This is a genomic window from Arthrobacter ipis (assembly GCF_014694315.1).
Lineage (GTDB): Bacteria > Actinomycetota > Actinomycetes > Actinomycetales > Micrococcaceae > Arthrobacter > Arthrobacter ipis.
In genome coordinates this window covers 301168-320564 of sequence record NZ_JAAOXD010000009.1, presented here as the reverse complement: position 1 = coordinate 320564, position 19397 = coordinate 301168, and the positions used below count along the sequence as shown (strand labels likewise).

The 19397-nt window shown below is 67.4% G+C and carries 17 protein-coding genes; 9 read left to right on the top strand and 8 right to left on the bottom strand.

The annotated features are described in order from the left end of the window. Positions 1-298: 298 nt before the first annotated feature. Together G9E11_RS20225 and G9E11_RS20220 are read left to right on the top strand one after the other, a co-directional pair. Entirely contained in the window at positions 299-928 is a 630-nt protein-coding gene (locus G9E11_RS20225; protein WP_190609104.1) for a DnaJ family domain-containing protein, read from the top strand. Between the two features lie 28 nt (positions 929-956). Further along, positions 957-1799 (top strand): HNH endonuclease, encoded by an 843-nt coding sequence (locus G9E11_RS20220; RefSeq protein ID WP_190609103.1) that lies wholly within the window; start codon positions 957-959, stop codon positions 1797-1799. 79 nt (positions 1800-1878) lie between these two features. Here G9E11_RS20220 and G9E11_RS20215 read toward each other — a convergent pair whose 3' ends face one another. From G9E11_RS20215 to G9E11_RS20205, 3 genes are read right to left on the bottom strand one after another with little or no spacing between them, the layout of a single operon-like run. Next, entirely contained in the window at positions 1879-2202 is a 324-nt protein-coding gene (locus G9E11_RS20215) for a DUF6221 family protein (protein WP_311764433.1), read from the bottom strand. Between the two features lie 39 nt (positions 2203-2241). Beyond that, positions 2242-3201 (bottom strand): NUDIX hydrolase, encoded by a 960-nt coding sequence (locus G9E11_RS20210; protein ID WP_190609101.1) that lies wholly within the window; start codon positions 3199-3201, stop codon positions 2242-2244. Continuing rightward, entirely contained in the window at positions 3198-5039 is a 1842-nt protein-coding gene (locus G9E11_RS20205; RefSeq protein WP_190609100.1) for an ABC transporter ATP-binding protein, read from the bottom strand. The genes G9E11_RS20210 and G9E11_RS20205 overlap by 4 nt, the downstream gene beginning before the upstream one ends. Before the next feature lie 262 nt (positions 5040-5301). Between G9E11_RS20205 and G9E11_RS20200 the strand changes: the two genes are divergently transcribed. After that, a complete protein-coding gene (locus tag G9E11_RS20200; protein WP_190609099.1) occupies positions 5302-5661 on the top strand; it encodes a hypothetical protein in 360 nt (119 codons plus the stop codon). Positions 5662-5697: 36 nt separating this feature from the next. Here G9E11_RS20200 and G9E11_RS20195 read toward each other — a convergent pair whose 3' ends face one another. Together G9E11_RS20195 and G9E11_RS20190 are read right to left on the bottom strand one after the other, a co-directional pair. Beyond that, positions 5698-7563: a Na+/H+ antiporter gene (locus G9E11_RS20195; RefSeq protein WP_190609098.1), complete on the bottom strand. Its 1866-nt coding sequence runs from the start codon at positions 7561-7563 to the stop codon at positions 5698-5700. A 65-nt stretch (positions 7564-7628) separates the two neighbouring features. Further along, positions 7629-7790: a hypothetical protein gene (locus tag G9E11_RS20190; protein WP_190609097.1), complete on the bottom strand. Its 162-nt coding sequence runs from the start codon at positions 7788-7790 to the stop codon at positions 7629-7631. Between the two features lie 256 nt (positions 7791-8046). Here G9E11_RS20190 and G9E11_RS20185 point away from each other — a divergent pair, with 256 nt between their 5' ends. Beyond that, entirely contained in the window at positions 8047-8658 is a 612-nt protein-coding gene (locus G9E11_RS20185) for an NADPH-dependent FMN reductase (protein ID WP_190609096.1), read from the top strand. Between the two features lie 100 nt (positions 8659-8758). On the opposite strand, the gene G9E11_RS20180 is transcribed toward G9E11_RS20185, so the two are convergent. The 3 genes from G9E11_RS20180 to G9E11_RS20170 form a co-directional block, all read right to left on the bottom strand. After that, positions 8759-10312 carry a carboxyl transferase domain-containing protein gene (locus G9E11_RS20180; protein WP_246469090.1) on the bottom strand — a complete coding sequence of 518 codons (1554 nt, stop codon included), beginning with the start codon at positions 10310-10312 and terminating at the stop codon, positions 8759-8761. A gap of 2 nt (positions 10313-10314) precedes the next feature. Next, positions 10315-11541 carry a CaiB/BaiF CoA transferase family protein gene (locus G9E11_RS20175; RefSeq protein WP_190609095.1) on the bottom strand — a complete coding sequence of 409 codons (1227 nt, stop codon included), beginning with the start codon at positions 11539-11541 and terminating at the stop codon, positions 10315-10317. Positions 11542-11610: 69 nt separating this feature from the next. Then, entirely contained in the window at positions 11611-12999 is a 1389-nt protein-coding gene (locus G9E11_RS20170; protein ID WP_190609094.1) for an SLC13 family permease, read from the bottom strand. 128 nt (positions 13000-13127) lie between these two features. On the opposite strand from G9E11_RS20170, the gene G9E11_RS20165 reads away from it, so the two are divergent. The 5 genes from G9E11_RS20165 (at position 13128) to G9E11_RS20145 (ending at position 19274) form a co-directional block, all read left to right on the top strand. Continuing rightward, positions 13128-13829 carry a FadR/GntR family transcriptional regulator gene (locus G9E11_RS20165; RefSeq protein WP_190609093.1) on the top strand — a complete coding sequence of 234 codons (702 nt, stop codon included), beginning with the start codon at positions 13128-13130 and terminating at the stop codon, positions 13827-13829. 4 nt (positions 13830-13833) lie between these two features. Beyond that, positions 13834-14565: a glutamine amidotransferase gene (locus G9E11_RS20160; RefSeq protein ID WP_190609092.1), complete on the top strand. Its 732-nt coding sequence runs from the start codon at positions 13834-13836 to the stop codon at positions 14563-14565. Between the two features lie 496 nt (positions 14566-15061). Beyond that, positions 15062-15460: a cupin domain-containing protein gene (locus tag G9E11_RS20155; protein WP_190609091.1), complete on the top strand. Its 399-nt coding sequence runs from the start codon at positions 15062-15064 to the stop codon at positions 15458-15460. Positions 15461-15653: 193 nt separating this feature from the next. After that, positions 15654-16670 (top strand): magnesium and cobalt transport protein CorA, encoded by a 1017-nt coding sequence (locus G9E11_RS20150; protein WP_190609090.1) that lies wholly within the window; start codon positions 15654-15656, stop codon positions 16668-16670. A 531-nt stretch (positions 16671-17201) separates the two neighbouring features. Continuing rightward, positions 17202-19274, top strand: coding sequence for an Ig-like domain-containing protein (locus G9E11_RS20145; RefSeq protein WP_311764432.1), 2073 nt, complete (start codon positions 17202-17204; stop codon positions 19272-19274). Positions 19275-19397 lie beyond the last annotated feature (123 nt).

Below are 19397 nucleotides of genomic sequence, written 5' to 3'. Positions count from 1 at the left end.
CGGGCCGGCTGCCGCCGCCCCCAGCGGTGCCGGCCGTGCCAGCGGTGCCGGAGGTGGCGGCGCGCGGCCGCAAGGCGACGAGGTCGCCGCCGTTCCGGCGCGTGCGAATATCGGAAACTGGCCCGATCCCATGTGAGCCGGGTCCACGCGGGCACTGCACGCGCACGACGGCGGGAGGCCCCGCCGTCGTTGTTGTGGCCCATACCTGCCCGTACTGCTGGCAGTCCGGGAACGGGCTCCCTGGACGCAACGCTCCGTTGAAGAGTCCGGCACGCGCCGGAATACTGGAAACGGGACAATGTCCGGCGGGAGGGGTGGTGAAAAGGTGACGGGTTCAACAGGAGGCGGCGACTTCAGGCGGAAGGTGGAGCGCGCGGCCGAACTTCGCGCCCTCCGGTCCTCCGGCGGGACAGCGGAGGATGACGCTGAGCTGTCCGCCGCGGAGGCGGGACTGCGGGACAAGCGCCGGAAGGTCAATGATACGGCCCGGGCCGATTACCTGATCCGGGACGCCATGGCGCAGGGAAAGTTCGACAACCTGAAATACTCCGGCAAACCGATTCCCGGGCTGGGGGAGGGCTACGACCCCGACTGGTGGGTCAAGGGCCTCATCCAGCGCGAGCACCTTAGCGGACTGGGACCAGCTGCGATCCTGCTGCGCACCGAGGACGCGGAGCTGGATGCCACGCTGGACGCCCAGATTACGGAAAAGCAGGTGCGCGACCTGGTCGAGGACTTCAACGCCCGCGTCATCGACGCCCGCCGGCAGCTGCAGGGAGGGCCGCCCGTGGTCACGAACACACGCGACGCCGACGCCGAAGTGCAGCGGTGGCGGGAGCGCCGGGCAGCGGCGGCCGCGGCTGAACCGGAACCTGCCACGGAACCCAAACCCCCTTGGTGGCGGCGCCTGCGCAACCGCTCCTCCTAAAAGCCACATCAGGTGGCACGATTAGGGAATGGTGGCTGTTCTGCTGGGCTGGAACCCGGGTGTAGGCGATACCTGGCCGGGCTATTCGCGGGTGGCGGATGAGCTGGGCGCCGCCGGGGTGCACCGCCGGGCGTGGACGGTTGTAATCGGTGCCGAGCCCGCTCCGGGAACGGATGCATGGCTCCTGCTGCATGGAAAGACAGGCAGCGGGCTGATTGGCCACGGTGTGATCGCCTCCGCTCCTTATCTTGCTGGGGCCGCACCCTGCGTTGACGTGGACTTTGACGTGCTGCTGCCGCTCGGAGACCAGATTGCGGTGGACCTCCTGGCCGCCCGTGCGCCGCTGACGGACTGGGCTGCTGCCGCGACGAATGCGTGCCAACCGGTTCCGGAGGAGCAGGCACGCGCCATCCGGGAGCTCTGGGCCGAGTGCCGGCCCGCCGACGAGATCGATCCGGTCCTTCCGGTGCCCGGCACGCTGCCGCAGGACGCCCTGGCCCGGGTGTGCGTGAACCGGTACGAACGCAACCCGCACGCGAGGCGCATCTGCCTGGCACACCACGGAACCTCATGTGCCGCTTGCGGGTTTTCCTTCGAGGCCGCGTACGGCCCGGAGGGCGAGGGCTTCATCCATGTCCATCATTTGGTCCCCGCTGCCCAGCTGGGGCCCGGCTACGAGCTGGATCCTTTGGGGGACCTGGTCCCGCTGTGCCCCAACTGCCACGCCATGGCGCACCGGCGCCGGATCCCCTACACCGTGGCGGAACTCCGGGCCATGAGGTCCCGCGCAGGGTACATCAGCGGATCGGTCGTGTCCCAGCAGGAGCTGGACGCCCAGGCCGATGCCCGCCGCATCCTGGGCAGCACCTGAACCGCGCCCTGCCTGCGTTCTACCTGCGGCGTTCTGCCTGTGGCGTTCTGCCTGCGGCGTTCTGCCTGCGGCGCTCTGCCTACGGGGACCAGAGCCAGTCCCGGTTGAAGTCGGGATGGTCACTGTAGGGGACTGCCAGCGCATTGAGTGACAGGGTGGTCCATTCCAGCGCCTGCGGAATCCACTCGGTCTCATCGCCGAAGGGATCACTCACGAGGGTGGCCAGGGCGGTCTGCCTGGCCGCCTCGACGATGCCGATCAGGCGCCGCTTGGCTTCACACTCCAGCAGCAGGCGGCGTTCGTACCACTTGCCCGATTCCGACGTCGTGTGGTCGCCGAGCAGCTTGCGCGCCACGGCCTCGTCCTCGGCAATGCGCGCGGACAGGAACTCCACAATGTCCACTGTCTGAGCGTACGCCCGCCGCAATGCCGGCACACGGGGCTAGACGGCGGCGCGAAGGTCCGCAGCAGGGCTGAGGTCCAATGCCGTGCTGAGGTCTGCCGGGGACAGCGGCAGGTAGTAGGCGGAACGGTAGCGGGTGCGGTCGCCGGTCACCACCCAGGCCGATCCCTTCCGAACGCGAAAGCGCTTGGTCAGGACCGTCCGGTCGTGATGGATGAGGTGGGTCAGAACATTTGCCATGACGTCCTCGTGCGTGCACAGGACCGTTCCTGTCCCGCGGGCCTGGGCCACGAGGTCCAGCGTTGCCCCCAGCCCGCCGCCGGTCAGGTGCTCTGAACGCTCCACTTCCAGGGCCTCCTGCCGCGCAAGTTCGGCGACGGTTTCGACACAGCGGTCCGAAGGTGCGGCGAGAATGCGTTCGACTGCAAACATGGCTCCCAGCGCGGCCAGCGACCTGGCGGCCTGCTCGCCGGCCGGCGCCAGCGGCCGGCTGCCTGCTGCCGGGTCCCACTCGTCCCGTTTCGTCATTTCGGCCCCGCGGACCAGCAGCAGCATTTTTTCCCGCTTGGGCGCCGGACGGACGCCCAGCTCCAGCTGGAGCTGGCTGCCCAGGGCAATGATGGCGGGCCTGTCCCGCGGCTCGGTCACCGTGCGCAAGGCCTCCGGCAGCGAAAGCCACCTGACGGCGTCGACCTCCTGATTGGCGGTGAAGCGGCCTGACTCCGCAGCGGCAGCCCAGTAACGGATGGTCTTGATCCTGTGCTTGCTGTCCTCGTAGCGGATGCTGGGCAGTTCCGCGCCCAGGCGGCAGTGCAGCCCGGTTTCCTCCCGCACCTCTCGTTCCGCGCATTCACGGCCGGTTTCGCCCGGGTCCGCCTTGCCTTTGGGGATGGACCAGTCGCCGTGGGCCGGCCGGTGGATCAGGAGCACTTCAAGGGCGCCCTTTTTTCCGATCCGCCAGGGCAGTGCACCGTACGTGGGGGCCTTCGTCTTGCTCATGCGCTTGTCTCCGTCTGAAGGTTGCCACTTGTGGCAGGAACCAGGGTGAGGGCCGGGGCGTCTTTGGCATGCTGCAGACTGTCCAGCCGGCTGTACAGGCCCCCTGACGCCGCGAGTTCGGCGTGCCTGCCGCTTTCCACGATCCGCCCCTGGTCCAGCACGTAGATGCAGTCGGCCCGTTTGAGCGTCGAGAGCCGGTGCGCGATGACGATCACCGTGCGCCCTGCCATCAGCCTCTCCAGGCCACGCATGACGTATTGCTCCGAGATGGCGTCCAGGCCGGACGTCGGTTCGTCGAGGATGACGATGGGGGAGTCCCGGACCAGCGCCCGGGCAATGGCGATGCGCTGTCGCTGGCCGCCCGAAAGTGTGACGCCCCGTTCGGCCACGGGGGTGTCGTAGGCCAGAGGCAGGTTGCGGACGAACTCATCCACGTGGGCTGCCTCGGCCGCGGCCAGGACCTGCTCCCTGCTGGCACCTTCCGAGCCGTACGCGATGTTGTCGTAGATGGTCCCGCGGAACAGGATCGATTCCTGCAGCACCATGGATATCTGACTGCGCACGGTTGCCACCTGCAGGTCCCGCACATCGATGCCGTCAAGGAGAACTTCCCCCTCGTCCGCATCGTAGAGCCGCGGAATCAGGCTGACGACAGAGGACTTGCCGGCGCCCGTCGGGCCCGTGATCGCCACGACGCTGCCGGGCTCGGCCTTGAGGTCGATCCCGTGCAGGACATGCCGGTCCCCCTGGTAGCCGAAGCTCACGGAGCGCAGTTCCACTGAACCGGCCAGCGGCGGGGCCGGCCGTGCGCCGGGCAGGTCCGAGATGGCCGGTGCGGTGTCCAGAATTTCCTGGATGCGCTCGGCGCTGGCCTGGCCGCGGCTGATGACGGTGGTGAGCTTGGCCAGGGCCTTCATGGGCGAATACATGGCCTTCAGGTAGGCGATGAAGACGAGGAGCAGGCCCAGCGTCAGGGTCCCGTCCATCACCCGCTGGGCACCGATCCAGAGGACCAGCACCGTGCCCAGGGTCGCGATGACATCGACCAAAGGCGAGAACATGGACTGCAGCCGGATGACCCTCAGGCCGGCGTCCCGCCGTCCGTTATTCCGGGTGCGGAAGTCCTCCTCGTGGCGCGCCTCGCTGGTGTAGGTCTGCATCACCCGGACCGAGGCGAACGTCTCCGACATTGTGGCCGCGATGTCGCTGTCCCTTTTGCGGGCCTCCTTCGACGCGCCCTTGATGCGGCGCCGGTAGAAGAGGACCGTGATGAACAGCAGCGGTGCCACCGCCAGGCCGATCAGTGCAAAGGTCGGGTCGATCAGCACGCAGATCGTAATGACAAACCCCAGAATGAAGATATTGGGCAGCAGCACGGCCAGGATCGACACCATGAGTGCCCGCACGTAGTCGACGTCCGTCGTGGTGCGGGTCACCAGGTCGCCCAGCCGCTGCTTGTCGTGGAAAGCCAGCGACAGCCGCTGGAGATGGGTGAAGACTTCGGCCCGGATGGTGGCCATGGCCTTCTCGCCAACGCCGTTGAGCAGGCGGGTGCCGAGGTAATCCGCTCCCGCGTTGAGCACTGTCATGGCGAGGAGTGCCGACGCGGCGAGCAGGAGCAGTTGGAGCTGGCTCAGGCCAGCCAGGCCGAGGAACGCGGGCATCTCGTGGACGCTGGAGCTGCCTGTCGGCTGCAGCACGTCATCGACGATGACCTTCATGGGCCAGGGCAGGGCCACTTCCATGGCGGCGACGAACACCACCAGCAGCGCCCCCCCTGCCAACGCCCAGACATGCGGGGCTATCGCCCCGCGGAACCGCCAAAAGGTTTGAAACATATCTCCCCCTGAGAACCGGCGGTCGCGGGCACAGCCCAACGCTTGCGGTGGGCGATGCAGAGACCGGCCAGGGTTGATCCCTGGTCCGGCCCACTATTGCCTAAAGAGCTTTGGGAAAACCTGCCGGAGCTTGGGGAAAACCTGCTGGCGGTTTGAAGCCCGACGGCGGTCGCACCGTTTGGGGGGCTTACATCCGGGCTTTCACGGACTACCGTTTGCAAGTAGAGGCAATTCAAGCCTGCCCGGCAGTAAAGGAGACCCAATGGGTGACGTGTGGATCCGCACGATCAGCCATAGCCTGGTGCGGGCCGACAAGGTAACGGAGATTGCCTCGTCCCGCGGTTCGGTTCATGAGGAGCGCGGGTATTCGATCAAGGCGGTGGCTGAGGGCAAGGCCTATATCCTCGTCGACAACAGCGACTTCGAGGGCACGGCGAACTCAAGATTCGGTCATGCCAGCCGCATGCAGGCGGCACTGCTGCTCGCCATAGACGCGGCAAGCACTGCCGCCGCGGCCATGGTGATCAGTTATGAAGAGCGCGGGGAACGCTGGATCCTCACCCCGGCGTCGGACATTGCGGGCGTGTCTGTGCCGGCCGCGCCGATGGCGGCCAGCACCTAGACGGATACCGCGAGGTCGTAATCGGCGCCGTGCACGCTACCCGAGCAGGTCGTCCTCGTAGCACCACCGCCAGTCCTCGCCCGGTTCGATGCTGCGCATGACCGGGTGTCCTGTCGCCTTGAAATGCCGGGACGCGTGGGTGGCGGGCGAGGAATCACAGCAGGCCACATTCCCGCACTCCAGGCACATCCGCAGATGGACAGTGACGGTGCCTTCGCGGACACACGCGTCGCAGCGTGCGTCGCGGGGAACCTCCGGATCGGGTGCGGCCTCCAGATGCCCGCAGTCGCCGCCCGGCCTGGCGACGGCGCGGGAGCCGGAAACGTCGGCCTCCTCGATGACGGCGTCAAGCATCGACTCTTCGACGTCGAGCCTCTCCAGGACGTTGCTCAGCACGTCGTGGGCGTAGTTTCCGCCGCTCCTGAGTTCGAGGACCTTCGCCCGCTCCGCCTCGAGCATGGCGAGCCGCAGTTGGGCATAGCGCTGGCTGGGAGTGGCGGCCTCCGCCGTCGGCCTGCCCAAACGTTCCCACGCTGCCAGCCCGCGTTCCAGCGTCCGCCGCTTGAGCATGGCCACAACCTCCGGAGGGTCATCGTCGGTCCGCAGTTCGTACAGCCGCTCCACTCCGGCCGCGGTGGCCTGCTGCGTCAGCGAAGCCTGGGCCAGCGCGTCCTCGCCTGCATCGGGCCCCTGCACGCGGAGCAGCCGCACCAGGGCAGGCAGCGTGAACCCCTGCAGCGCCAGGGTTCCTGCCACCACCACCATCGCCGCGAGGATCAGCACGGTGCGGTGCTCCAGGTCCTTGGGCAGCGTGAGGGCTGCGGCGAGCGTCACCACGCCGCGCATGCCGGCCCACGAGATGATGGCTGGGTACTGCCAGGGCGGCGAAGGGTCGTTCCGGGCCACGGCCGGGATAAGCCTCGGCAGGTAGGTGGCCGGAAACACCCAGACCGGCCGCAGCAGCAGCACGGCCAGCAGGATCACCGCGCAGCCCGCCCAGATCCTGGCAGCGCCCAGGGAGTCGTCCTGGACGCCCTCGATGATGGTCCGCACCTGCAGGCCGATGAGGAGGAACACCGAGTTTTCCAGCAGGAACTGAACCGTTTCCCAGTTGCTCCGCTGGCTCTGCCGGGCGGCCCCGTTGGGCATGGAAGGTGCCTTGGTGCCCATGATCAGGCCGGTGACCACCACGGCCAGGACGCCTGACGCGTGGATTGCCTCCGCGGGCAGGTACGCCACAAACGGCGCCATCAGCGACGTTGAGGTGTTAATGGCAACGTTGCGGATCCGCAGGCGGAACTGGGTGAGGACGTAGGCTGCGGCCAGGCCGACCACCAGCCCGCCGCCGGCGGCCAGCAGGAAGTCGGCGCCGATCTCCACCACGGACACAGCTCCGGCAAGGGCGGCGACCGCAGCGCGCAGGCACACCAGTGCGGTTGCGTCGTTGACCAGCGATTCGCCTTCCAGGATGCTGACAATCCTGCGCGGCATCCCCACTTTGCGAGCAATGGCCGTGGCGGCCACCGCATCCGGCGGTGCCACGACGGCAGCGAGCGCGATGGCCGCAGCGAACGGTATCTCCGGGAACAGCCACCAGACCACCAGGCCGACGACGACGGTGCCAAAGATGACGTAGCCCACCGAGAGCAGCCCGATGGCCCGCCGGTTTGAGCGGAAGTCGAACAGCGAGGTCCGCAGGGCGGCGGCGTAAAGGAGGGGCGGCAGCAGCCCCACGAGGACGAGCTCAGGGTTGAGGTCGACGCGGGGCACGAACGGGAGGAAGGACCCGGCCACCCCGGCGAGCACCAGGAGCAGCGGGACCGACACGTCAAGCTTGCGGCCCAGCGCGCTGACCGCGCAGACCACCGCGGCGAGCGCCAGCAACCCCAGGGCGACTTCCATGCGGCTATTCTCTCAACCGATTCTCTTACCGACGCAGGCAGCCCGACGGCGGGCGGGGACTTCCGTCAGGATGTCTCCACACGCTTGGGCGCAGGTTCTGCGACGTCGTCAGCACCTTCCGCCGGATCCTGCGAATGCATGCGGATGTCGGTGGGGTCTGCCGTTTCATCGCCTTCGGCTGGTGCCTCGCTGTGGATGCGCTGCAGCGATTCCGGGATCTCGCTCATGACTGCCGCTCCTCTGTTGCGGTTGTGTGCTGTGGGCCATCGCTTACGTTCATCTAGCTACCGCACCAGTCAGACTGTCAAGGACCGGCGCCTGCACTCTGGCCGGGGATGGTGTTCTGTGTTGAACTGTGGGGATCGCCCTGGTTGCACTGCTGGGGTTGCACCCGAAATGCCCCCGCGGCCGCCAGCCGCAGCACTGCCCTTTTGCACCGTCTACCCAGCCGGTCCGCGCCGGCTGTTGGGAAGGAACACCACCATGGCAACGCACAAGATCGGCTATTTCGTAGGGAGCCTGGCCAGCGGCTCCATCAACCGCACGCTCTCCCAGGCACTCATCAAGCTTGCCCCCGAGGACCTTGAATTCACCGAGATCCCCATCAAGGACCTCCCGCTGTACAGCTACGACTACGACGCCGATTTCCCGCCCGAAGGCCGTGCGCTCAAGGACGCCATCGAAGGCTCCGACGGCATCCTCTTTGTCTCCCCGGAATACAACCGCTCGATCCCCGGTGCGCTGAAGAACGCCATCGACTGGGGCTCCCGTCCCTGGGGCACCAACTCGTTCGCCCGCAAGCCCACCGGCATCATCGGCGCCTCGCCGGGGAGCATCGGCACAGCGGTGATGCAGTCCTCCATGCGCGCCGTGCTGAGCTTCCTCGACGCCCCGCAGCTCAATGCCCCCGAGGCTTACGTGAAGTTCAACCCGGACGTGTTCGGCAGCGACGGCGAGGTCAAGGACGAATCCACCGCGGCTTTCCTGCGCCACTACATGGAGGAGTACTGCGCGTTCGTCCAGCGTGTCTTGGCGGCCAATGCACCGGGCCACATCGGCGATCAGGAACCCGACACGCAGAAGCTGTCCCGCTGAGTCCCGAGCTTTTGTCCAGATAATGGCGGCCCGGAGGCTCCGAAGCCCCATTATGTGGACAAAAACTCCTGGTGGAGGCGGCCCTTGGTGGAAGCGGCTCCTAGAGGGGGAGGGGGACCAGGCCGCCGAGGTTGCGGTACTTTTCGAGCCGCTGCGGGAGGAGTTCGGCCACTCCGGCCGCCGAGAGCGCGGCCAGCTCGTACTCGATCGCCTGACCCAGGCGCTGGCAGAAGGCCCTGCCTTCGTGTGCGGCGTCGGGCCGTTCGTCCACGATGTGCTCCACCATGCCGTGGGCGTGGAGTGAGGCGACGTTGACGCCCTGCGCCTCGGACATGGCAGGGGCGAACTCGGTGCTGCGGTGCACGATGGCGCTGGCACCTTCGGGCGGCAGCGGGGACAGCCAGGCGTGTTGGGCCGCGATGGTGCGGTCGGCCGGGAACAGCGCCAGGGCGCCGCCGCCGGTGCCCTGGCCCATAAGGACGGATACGGTGGGTGAGTTCAGTCCGATGAGGTCGTGGAGGGACCGGGCGATTTCGCCGGCCAGCCCGCCCTCTTCGGCTTCCTTGGACAGTGCCGCGCCGCCGGTGTCGATGACCGTCACCAGGGGCAGTCCGAGTTCCTCGGCCAGGCGCATGCCGCGGCGGGCTTCGCGCAGCGATGCCGGGCCCATGGCGGTCTGCTGGGAGGGCCGTGGCCGGGTGTGGCCGATGACCACGCAGGACTTCTGGCCGAAGCGGGCCAGTGCCAGCAGCAGCCCGGGGTCCTTTTCGCCCTGGCCGGTGCCGTTGAGCGGAAGCACGTCGCGGGCCCCGTAGGCGAGCAGCTGCCGCAGGTCGGGGCGGCGCGGGTTCCGGGAGATTTCGATCGATTCCCAGGCTCCGGCGTCGGACGGTTTCACGGTCAGTGTCCGGGGTGGGCGGATCTGCGCGGGCGGGCCGGCGACCAGGATACTCAGGGCGCGGTCGACGACGTCGGACAGCTGCCACGGCGGGACCACGGCGTCCACGAGGCCCTTGTCGAAGAGGTTCTCGGCCACCTGGACGTTCTCCGGAAACGGTGCACCGTAGAGCGCCTCGTAGACCCGCGGCCCGAGGAATCCGAGGAGGGAGCCGGGCTCGGCCACGGTGATGTGCCCGAGGGAGCCCCAGGAGGCCATGACCCCACCGGTGGTGGGGTGCCGGAGGTAGACCAGGTAGGGCAGGCCCGCCTGCCGGTGCGCCCGGACGGCGGCGCTGATCTTCACCATGGACAGGAATGCGATGGTGCCTTCCTGCATGCGGGTGCCGCCCGACGCCGGTCCGGCCAGGAGCGGAAGCCCCTCCCGGGTGGCGCGTTCGACGGCGTTCACGATCCGTTCCGCGGCGGCGAGGCCGATGGAACCGGCGAGGAAGCGGAACTCGCTGACGATGACGGCCACCCGGCGGCCGCGGATGAGGCCCTCACCGGTGAGGACGGATTCGTCGACGCCGGACTTCTCCCGGGCCGCCGCCAGTTCCTGCCGGTATTCCGGGCTGGGATCCGGGTCCACCACCGGGGTGTCCCAGGATTGGAAGGAGCCGGGATCGAGCACGGCGGCGATGAGTTCGCCGGCATCAAGGTGCCGGACCTTCTGGCGGGCGGGCAGGTTCTGATCTGTGGACGGGCTTGCGGCCATGGTCACTGGCCTTCCCCGGCGGAGGCGTCGGCCGGCACCAGGCCGAGCCATTGCCGGATCTGATCGCCGTCCTGGTCCAGCAGCGGCGGCGCAGTGTGGGCCTTGAGCGTGGTTTCCGCGGTGTCCGCGGCGCTGAAGAAGCGCAGCGGCGGCCCCGGCAGGGTGACGTTGCCGAGGATCTTGTGGTCGACGTCGATCACCAGGCCTTGGGAGTGGACCTGCTCCCATTCGTAGACCTCGTCCAGGGTGCGGACCTTGCCGGCCGGGATCCCGGCGTCGTTAAGCTTCGCGAGCAGCGGCTCCGCCTCGTAGTCGGCGAACGCGCGCTCCACTTCCTCGATGACCTTTTCCCGGTTTCGGACGCGTTCTGCGTTGGAGGCGAACTCCGGGCGGTCCGCGTCGATGCCGAACGTGGATGCGAACGTGCGCCACAGTTTTTCGCTGCCCACGCTGATCTGCACGCGGCCCTGCCGGCAGTGGAAGAGACCGTAGGGGGCGATGGAGGGGTGGTGGTTGCCTTGGGCCTTGGGGACCTCGCCGGCGACGGTGGCGCGGGTGCCCTGGAACGCGTGCACACCGATGAGGGCGGCGAGCAGCGAGGTCCGCACGATCTGTCCCTGGCCGGTGCGTTCGCGCTGCAGCAGTGCCGCGAGCGTGCCGAACGCCCCGTACATGCCCGAAAGCAGGTCCGCGATGGGAACGCCCACCCGCTGCGGATCGTCCGGGCCGGAACCGGTCAGGGACATCAGCCCGGCCTCGCCCTGCAGGATCTGGTCGTAGCCGCTGCGGCGCGATTCGGGGCCGTCGTGGCCGAAACCGGTGATGGACAGGACCACCAGGGCGGGGTTCAGCGCGTGCATCTCCGCGGCGGAGAAGCCGAGCCGGTCCAGCACGCCGGGGCGGAAGTTTTCGATGACGACGTCGGCGCGTTCGAGCAGTTCACGCAGCACTGTCCGCCCGTCGTCGCTCTTCAGGTCCAGGGCGATGGATTCCTTGTTGCGGTTGCAGGAGAGGAAGTACGTGGCCTGGGGATCGTCCTCGGGGCCGACGAACGGCGGCCCCCAGCCGCGCGTGTCGTCACCGGTGCCGGGGTTCTCGACCTTGATGACCCGTGCGCCGAGGTCCGCGAGCATCATGCCGGCGTGGGGTCCGGCCAGGGCGCGGCTCAGGTCCACTACAAGGTAGCCGGCGAGGGGCCCTTCGGGCTGGGGTGTGGATTCATGGCTCATGCTGGGTGTTCCTTCTCTTGCTGGGAGGGGCTCGGTGGTGCTGGTCCCGGGCATTTACGTCGGGGCCGGTTACATCCAGCCGGGAAGGACCATGACCAGCCAGGCAATGGCGGGGCCGGCGACGACGACGATGCCGCTGTAGGCCAGGATCTGCTTGTAGAACTTGTCCTTGTCCACGTCCTCCGGGGCGTTGGCGAGCACCAGGGCACCGTTGGTGGAGAAGGGGGAGACGTCCACGATGGTGGCGGCGACGGCCAGTGCGGCGATCACGCCGACGGCGCCGATTTCGCCGCTGGACAGGAACGGGACGGCCAGCGGGATGAGCGCGGCCAGGATGGCGGTGGAGGAGGCGAAGGCCGAGACAATGGCGCCGATGTAGCAGATCAGCAGGGCCGCGAGCAGGGGCATCCCGAGGTGGGCGACGCCGTCGGAGACGAACTTGATGGTGCCGGCTTCCTCGAGGACGCCCACGAAGGTGAGCATGCCGCAGATGAGCAGGACGGTGGACCAGCTGATCTTGTTGATGGCGCCCTTCTGGGCGGCCGGCGAGACGAGGGCCAGGACCATGGCGATGGTGATGGAGACGAAACCGACGTCCACCTTGAAGCCCAGCGAGATGACGGCCAGGGCAATCAGGCCCGCGATGGTGACCAGCTGCGGAACAGTGGCGCGGGCGCCGCCGTCGGAGGCGGATTTGGCGGCAGAAGCGGAGCCCGAGGTTCCTTTGGCTGCGACGCCGGAGGAGGAGATGTCGGTGCCGGAGCCCCTCAGGGTGGCGCCGGCGGCGCGGGCGCCGACGCTCACGGCCATCCTGGACTCGGCGGCCTGTTCAACGAGCCGGCCGGTCTTGGTGGAGAGCAGTTTGCTGCCACCCAGGACGATGAAAAGCACCACGGCGATAGCGAGGTTGAAGATAAAGCTGGCCAGGAAGATCGCCATCGGGCTCGCTGCCAGATCCGTCTTGGCGATGATGCCGTTGACCGTGACACCGTAGACCGCGATCGGGGAAAAACCGCCCGCCTGCGCCCCGTGGATCACCATCATGCCCATCATCAGCGGATTGATCTTGTGCTTCGCGGCGAAACTCAGCGCGATCGGGGCGATGATCGCGACGGCGGCCGGGGACAGGGCGCCGACGGCCGTAATGACCGCCGTAATGGCAAACATGACCCAGGGGATCAGCGCCACCTTGCTGCCCACCAGCCGGACGGCACCGCGGACCAGCAGGTCGATGGTTCCGTTATTCTGGGCGATCGCAAAAAGGTACGTGACCCCGACAATCGTCAGGAACAGACCGCCGGGGAAGTTGGCAAGAATATCGCTGGTGGACATTCCGAGCACCACCGAGCCCAGCAGGAACGCCCCCACGAAAGCCAGGGCGCCCATGTTGAGGGGCAGCACCGTGGCCAGCAGGAACATCACCGCCAGGATGATGATGGAAAGGACGGGAGCGGACATCGTTGTGCCTCCGGAGTGAGAGTTGATGTGATGTGGCTTACAAGCTCACTGGCCTAGCCTCCTAGACACTAGGTGACTTTGTCAATACTCCTCCGCTAAGCTGGACCCAGATCGCCGGAAGGACGCGCATGCCCAGGAAGACAGCAACGCAACAGATTTCCCGTGTCGCCCGGCCCCGACTCTACGAACAGCTCGTGGAGCAGCTCATGGATTTCATCGAGTCCGCGCAGCTGGGGCCCGGGGACACCCTTCCCGCCGAGCGGGACCTGGCCGAGCGGCTGGGCGTTTCACGGGCCACGCTTGCCCAGGCGCTGGTGGCCCTGGAAGTCCTGGGCGTGATCGATGTCCAGCACGGGACCGGGGCGGTGCTTGTCTACCGGCCCAACGTTCCCTCGGTGCTCAAGGGACTGCGCGAGCACCGCAGCCGCCTTCCCGAGATCGTCGAGGCCCGCAGCACGCTTGAGGTCAAGCTGGCTGAGCTTGCCGCCGAACGCCGCACCGAGGAGGACATGCAGGCGATCGACAAGGCCCTGGACGTCATGGCGGAAGAGGTGGCCTCGGGCGCGAAGGGGGCCCACGGCGACGAGCTGTTCCACCAGGCCATCACCGCCGCCGCGCACTCGGGCGTGCTTGCCCAGCTCATGACCTTCATTGCCGAGATGATCCTCGAAACGCGGCTCGAATCGCTGGGACAGCCCGGCCGGCCGGAGCAGTCACTTGCATCCCACCGCAAAATCGCGGACGCCATTCGGGTGCAGGACTCGCAGGCCGCCGCGGCGGCGATGCTGGACCACATCACCCTCGTGTCCGACGTCGCCCTGCTGAAGTAAGCACGTGAAGCCGTTTCTGCTGCTCGCCTCGCGGGCCGAGGACGTCGCCGCGGACGATGAATACGAGTCGTACCTGCGCTGTTGCAGGCTGGAGCCCCACCAGCTGAAGCGGATCCGGATGGAGCGCGCGCCCCTGCCGGAGCTGGACCTGGACGACTATTCCGGCGTCATCGTGGGCGGCAGCCCGTTCACCTCGAGCGACCCTCCCGAAAAGAAGACCGAAGTCCAGCACCGCGTCGAGCGCGAACTGTCGGTGCTGCTGGACCGGATCGTGGCGGAGGACTTCCCGTTCTTCGGCGCCTGCTACGGCGTCGGTACCCTTGGCCTGCACCAGGGCGCCGTGATCGACCGGACCTACGGCGAGCAGCTGGGCGGCGTGACCATCAGCCTGAGCCCGGAGGGCCTTCAGGATCCGCTGCTGGCCGGCCTTCCCGCGCAGTTCACCGCCTTCACGGGCCACAAAGAAGGGTGCACGGTGCTGCCCGCGCACGCGGTGCTGCTGGCGAGCTCCGCCGCCTGCCCCGTGCACATGTTCCGGATCAAGCAGAACCTGTACGCCACGCAATTCCACCCGGAGCTCGACGCGGAAGGCCTGGTGACCAGGATCGACATCTACCGCCACGCCGGATACTTCCCGCCCGAATCCGCCGAGGAGCTGATGGCGGCAGCCAGGACCTTCACCGCCACCGAACCGATGAAGATCCTGCGGAATTTCGTGAAAATCTACGGCCGGTAGCCTTGGGGCGGGAAATCCAGGAGACCGACGACGTCATCACCTTCGTGGTCGAGCCCACCGATGAGCGCGACGTGAAATGTCCAGTTTCCTGCATGACACGTGAAGGTGGGGGACGAAGTCACCCTTTCGCCACCTTTAGGTGACGTGGTCCTCGAGTACACCGTGCAGTTCGTCCGTACAGCGCTTATTGCCGCCAGCGTCCCGGCAACGGACATCCAGTACGAAGTCTTCGGTCCGGATCTCTGGCTGGCCGACTACCAATAGGGCCTGCCGGCCGCCGCTGAATTCCCATTGACTTCGGCCTGCAGAGGTCTACGGTTGAACTACGTCAACATGTGATCTGTTGCGTGCGCGCGTGTGGCGAGGGGAAGCCACACCAAAAAGATGCGGCTGTTGTGCTGTCACGTTCGGTGGCAGCCCGCACCTCGCCAGCGTGGCGTTTCGCCCGGAAACCGCCTTCGAATTTCAGGTCTCAACCAATCTGCAGGTAACCTACATGACCGCCAATTTCATTACAGCCCTTGCCGTCAAATCCTTCGATGAACCGGACAAGAAGAGGTGCCCGGACAAAGCCGAGGTGGACTTGGTCAGCGTCAACGACTTCTCCGTTGCCCGGCTGATCCTCGCCCCCGGCTGGCGCTGGTCCGAATGCACCAAGCCCACGGAACAAACACCCTTCTGCCAGCACAACCACCTCGGGTTCTGCCTCTCCGGTGTCATGGAGGTGGAGACACCTGAGGGTGCCCGCTCCTTCATCCGCGCTAATGACACGTATGCGATTCCTCCTGGGCACGATGAGTGGGTGGTGGGTTCCGAGCCGTTCGTGGCCGTAGAGTTCCTCGGCGCGGCATCGTTCGGGCGCCCGGTCAGCCGCGGCCTCCACGCCCGAATCTGACCCTGCCACTCTGAACCCCAGCACCTGGGCCGCCAGCCGCAGAGCCGGCGGCCCCTTGTTGCGTGGCCGCTTGGTGCGTTGGCAAGGCTGTTGCGCGGGCACGGCTTGTTGCGCGGTCCCCTTATTGGCACGGCCTTCCGCAAGGGATAACGTCACTGCCATGGGATGCCGTTCCAGCTGAGGAGGCGCCGCTGTGGCCATCATCGACAACGCAGTGTATGTGGACGGGCGCCGGACGGCGGATCCCGAAGGGCTGGAGGAGACATACTTCCTGCTGCGGCAACGCGAGGGCATGGCCTGGATCGGGCTCTACCGGCCGGATCCGCGCGAACTGCGGTCTGTGGCGGACGAATTCGACCTGAGCCCGCTTGCGGTTGAAGACGCGCTGACCGGGCACCAGCGCGCCAAGCTTGAGCATTACGGTGAAACGCTCTTCCTGGTCCTGCGCCCGGCGCGGTATCTCGACGACGTCGAAAAGGTCGAGTTCGGTGAGATCCATGTTTTTGCCGGACCTGACTTCGTGGTTACGGTCCGCCGTGCGGAGTCACCGGACCTGGCGCGGGTGCGCCGCCGCATGGAATCGCAGCCGGAGTTCCTTGCCCTGGGACCCGACGCCGTGCTGTACGCGATCCTGGACCAGGTGGTCGACGAGTACGAGCCGGTTGCGGCAGGCCTGGAAAACGACATCGACGAGATCGAGGACGAACTGTTCGGCGCTGACCCGGAGGTGTCACGCCGCATCTACGAACTGTCCCGCCAGGTCATCACCGTGCAGCGCGCCACCGGGCCCCTGGCCGGAATCCTTCAGGCACTGGTCACCGGAACACCGGATCACCACCCCGGCCCCGAGCTCCAGGACCATCTCCGCGATGTGCTGGACCACGTCCTGCGGCTCAACGACCGGATCGCGTCCTTCCGCGCGCTGCTGCAGAACGCGCTCGCGGTCAATGCGGCCCTCGTTGCCCAGCGCCAGAACGACGAGATGCGACGCCTCACGGAGTCCAGCTTCGCGCAGAGCGAGCAAGTCAAGAGGATCTCTTCCTGGGCGGCCATTCTCTTCGCGCCCACGCTCATCGGCACCATCTACGGGATGAACTTCCATACGATGCCTGAACTGGACTGGATTTTCGGCTATCCCATGGCGCTGGGCCTGATGATCGGCATGGGGCTGGTCCTGTACGCCACGTTCAAGCACAACAACTGGATCTAGAACCGACCGCGCAGCCGTCGACACCCCCATTTGGGTGGGAACATCGCAAGGGGGCCAACTCTTCCAAGGTTTCCAGAAGCAACCGGCTCAACAATTGCGGTGTTCCACTCCCGTTGCGGCAGGGGAGCGGAACCCTGAACTTCATCGTGGGGCGGAGGCGGTAGGCCAGCGGCCCGGAAAGTTCGGGGTTCCGCGTCCCTGGGGATCAGCAGTCCTGCGGCTCCGGCCGCAGGTCTGCCGTTCAGCAACGTTGCTCATGCTGTTCGACACGGACCGGATTCCCTGGCGCCCGGTGCATGGCAAGCGCAGGATTTTGCCGGTTTTGGCGCAGCTTTCGAAGCTTCGCCGAAGCTTCGGGCCAGCAACTGGGTTGCGGCGGGCCACGGAAAATACACTGGAATTCAGCCTTCCTCTGGCTTTCCCCGCCGGCCCCCAGCACGTTCGAAGGAACCCAAAATTCGCGCTTCGTCTGTTCTCCGTCCTGCCCTGGCCTCGCTGCTGCTGACGGCCCTGGCCGCTCCCATCGCCGGAGTGTCAGCCGGTGCTGCCGCCTCGGAAACCGGGGCGCCATCGACGACTGCCCGCTACATCGTGCGCTACTCCGCCGGGACCGACGTTTCCTCGGCCGTGCGGAACCTGCGCTTGAGGAACATCGCCGTCGGACGCACGTTCGCCAAAGCCATCAGGGGCGCCGTGGTCACGGCCACGCCCGGGCAGGCGGCGGAACTGATGCGCTCGGTGGGCGTTGCCGCCGTCGAACCCGATGCTCCGGTGACGGCCGCCGACACGCAGCAGTCCGCAACGTGGGGCCTGGACCGCGTTGACCAGCGCGCCCTGCCGCTGTCCGGGACCTACACCTCGGCCTCCACCGGCGCCGGCGTGAGCGCTTACGTGGTTGACTCCGGCGTGCTGTCTGCGCACACGGAGTTCGGCGGCCGGGTTGCCCCGGGCTGGTCGGCGATTTCCGACGGACTGGGCACCGGGGACTGCAACGGCCACGGCACGCACGTTGCCGGCACCATCGCGGGAAAGACCTACGGCGTGGCCAAGGCGGCCACCGTAGTCCCCGTCCGCGTGCTGGACTGCAATGGGTCAGGCTTCAACTCGGACGTGATTGCCGGGCTTGAGTGGATCGCCGCTCACCACCAGGCCGGTACCCCTGCCGTGGCCAACCTGAGCCTCGGCAGCACCGCCAGCGCCATGGTGGACGCCGCGGTGCAGGGCATCATCAACGACGGCGTCACCGCAGTGGTCGCCGCCGGAAACTCTGCCGTCGATGCGTGCAACAGCTCCCCGGCCCGCGTTGCCGGCGCGCTGACCGTTGCCGCGAGCGATTCCGCGGACAAGCAGGCAGCGTTCTCCAACTACGGCACCTGCGTCGACCTTTACGCGCCCGGCGTGGGCATCAAGTCCGCAAGCCCGGCCTCGACCACGGCGACAGCCCTCATGAGCGGAACCTCGATGGCATCTCCGCACGTGGCTGGCGCCGCAGCCCTGGTGCTGTCCCGGTCGCCGGGACTGGTGCCGGCGGACGTGGCTTCGAGGCTGCTTTCTGCCGCCACCTCCAATGCTGTCTTGGGCGGCACCACCGGGACGCCGAACCGGCTGCTGTTCTCCGACCCGGCGGTTGCGGTCCTCACCGCGCCAGCCGCGCCAGCCGCTACAGCGCTCAGCCCGGCAGCCAATTCTTCCGGCGCCGCCGTGGGTGCCAACGTCAGCGCTACCTTCAGCTCGGCTGTCCAGGGCGTGGCCTACTCCACCTTCGTCCTGCGGAACGCCGGCGGCGGAACGGTGCCCGCGGCCGTCAGCTACGACGCGGCCACGCGTACCGCGACGCTGAACCCTGAGGGCCTGCTCAATGCGTCGCAGAAGTACACGGCGACGCTGACCGGCGGACCCTCCGCCATCAGGGACGCCGCAGGCACGCCCTTCGTGACGGGCAGCTGGTCCTTCACCACTGCCGCAGCCCCGACGGTCACGGCACGCACGCCCGGCGCGACCGGCACCGCCGTTGCCGCCGGAAGCAACATCACGGCTGCCTTCAGCACGGCAGTCCAAGGCGTTTCCGGCAACAGCTTTCTACTCAAGAACGCGGCCGGGACCGTGGTGCCGGCCGCCGTCACGTACAGCTCCACCACCCGTACCGCCACCCTGGATCCGGCGTCCACCCTCGCCAACGACGCCAAGTACACGGTGACGCTCACCGGCGGATCCGCCGCCATCCGGGACACCGCAGGCAACCCGCTGGCCACCACCAGCTGGACGTTCACCACCGGCCCCGCCCCGGTCATCACGGCCACGACGCCGCGCCCGGGCGCCATACTGGTGCGGCGCACCAGCAATATCGCGGTGACCTTCAGTGAGGCTGTCCAGGGTGCCGGTGCGGGCACCGTCACGTTGAAGAACGCCGCCACTGGCACCAAGGTGACGGCCACCGTTTTCCACAGCGGCACCACGAACCAGTGGATCCTGAACCCGTCTGCCTCGCTAGCCGCGCGGACCAAATACACGGTCACCGTGACCGGGGGCACCGCCGCGGTCCGCGACCTGGCGGGCAATCCGCTGAAGTCGGCTGGCTGGACCTTCACCACCGGCTCGCTGTAACCCGGCACCGACAGATAAAGCTCGAGATCACAGAACGACGGCGGCACGGTAGTGCCGCCGTCGTGCTGACTTGGCCCGAGCTAGCCTAGCTGCTGTTCGCGCTTAGCCCGAACGGCTGAGTGG

Excerpts from the sequence above, each read along its gene's own strand:
- G9E11_RS20190 (WP_190609097.1), bottom strand. The coding sequence starts at position 7,790 with ATGAGCGAGATCCCGGAATCGCTGCAGCGCATCCACAGCGAGGCACCA.
- G9E11_RS20175 (WP_190609095.1), bottom strand. The coding sequence starts at position 11,541 with ATGAGCCATGAATCCACACCCCAGCCCGAAGGGCCCCTCGCCGGCTAC.
- G9E11_RS20185 (WP_190609096.1), top strand. The coding sequence starts at position 8,047 with ATGGCAACGCACAAGATCGGCTATTTCGTAGGGAGCCTGGCCAGCGGC.
- G9E11_RS20180 (WP_246469090.1), bottom strand. The coding sequence starts at position 10,312 with ATGGCCGCAAGCCCGTCCACAGATCAGAACCTGCCCGCCCGCCAGAAG.
- G9E11_RS20195 (WP_190609098.1), bottom strand. The coding sequence starts at position 7,563 with ATGGAAGTCGCCCTGGGGTTGCTGGCGCTCGCCGCGGTGGTCTGCGCG.
- G9E11_RS20220 (WP_190609103.1), top strand. The coding sequence starts at position 957 with ATGGTGGCTGTTCTGCTGGGCTGGAACCCGGGTGTAGGCGATACCTGG.
- G9E11_RS20165 (WP_190609093.1), top strand. The coding sequence starts at position 13,128 with ATGCCCAGGAAGACAGCAACGCAACAGATTTCCCGTGTCGCCCGGCCC.
- G9E11_RS20155 (WP_190609091.1), top strand. The coding sequence starts at position 15,062 with ATGACCGCCAATTTCATTACAGCCCTTGCCGTCAAATCCTTCGATGAA.
- G9E11_RS20200 (WP_190609099.1), top strand. The coding sequence starts at position 5,302 with ATGGGTGACGTGTGGATCCGCACGATCAGCCATAGCCTGGTGCGGGCC.
- G9E11_RS20170 (WP_190609094.1), bottom strand. The coding sequence starts at position 12,999 with ATGTCCGCTCCCGTCCTTTCCATCATCATCCTGGCGGTGATGTTCCTG.
- G9E11_RS20225 (WP_190609104.1), top strand. The coding sequence starts at position 299 with ATGTCCGGCGGGAGGGGTGGTGAAAAGGTGACGGGTTCAACAGGAGGC.
- G9E11_RS20210 (WP_190609101.1), bottom strand. The coding sequence starts at position 3,201 with ATGAGCAAGACGAAGGCCCCCACGTACGGTGCACTGCCCTGGCGGATC.
- G9E11_RS20205 (WP_190609100.1), bottom strand. The coding sequence starts at position 5,039 with ATGTTTCAAACCTTTTGGCGGTTCCGCGGGGCGATAGCCCCGCATGTC.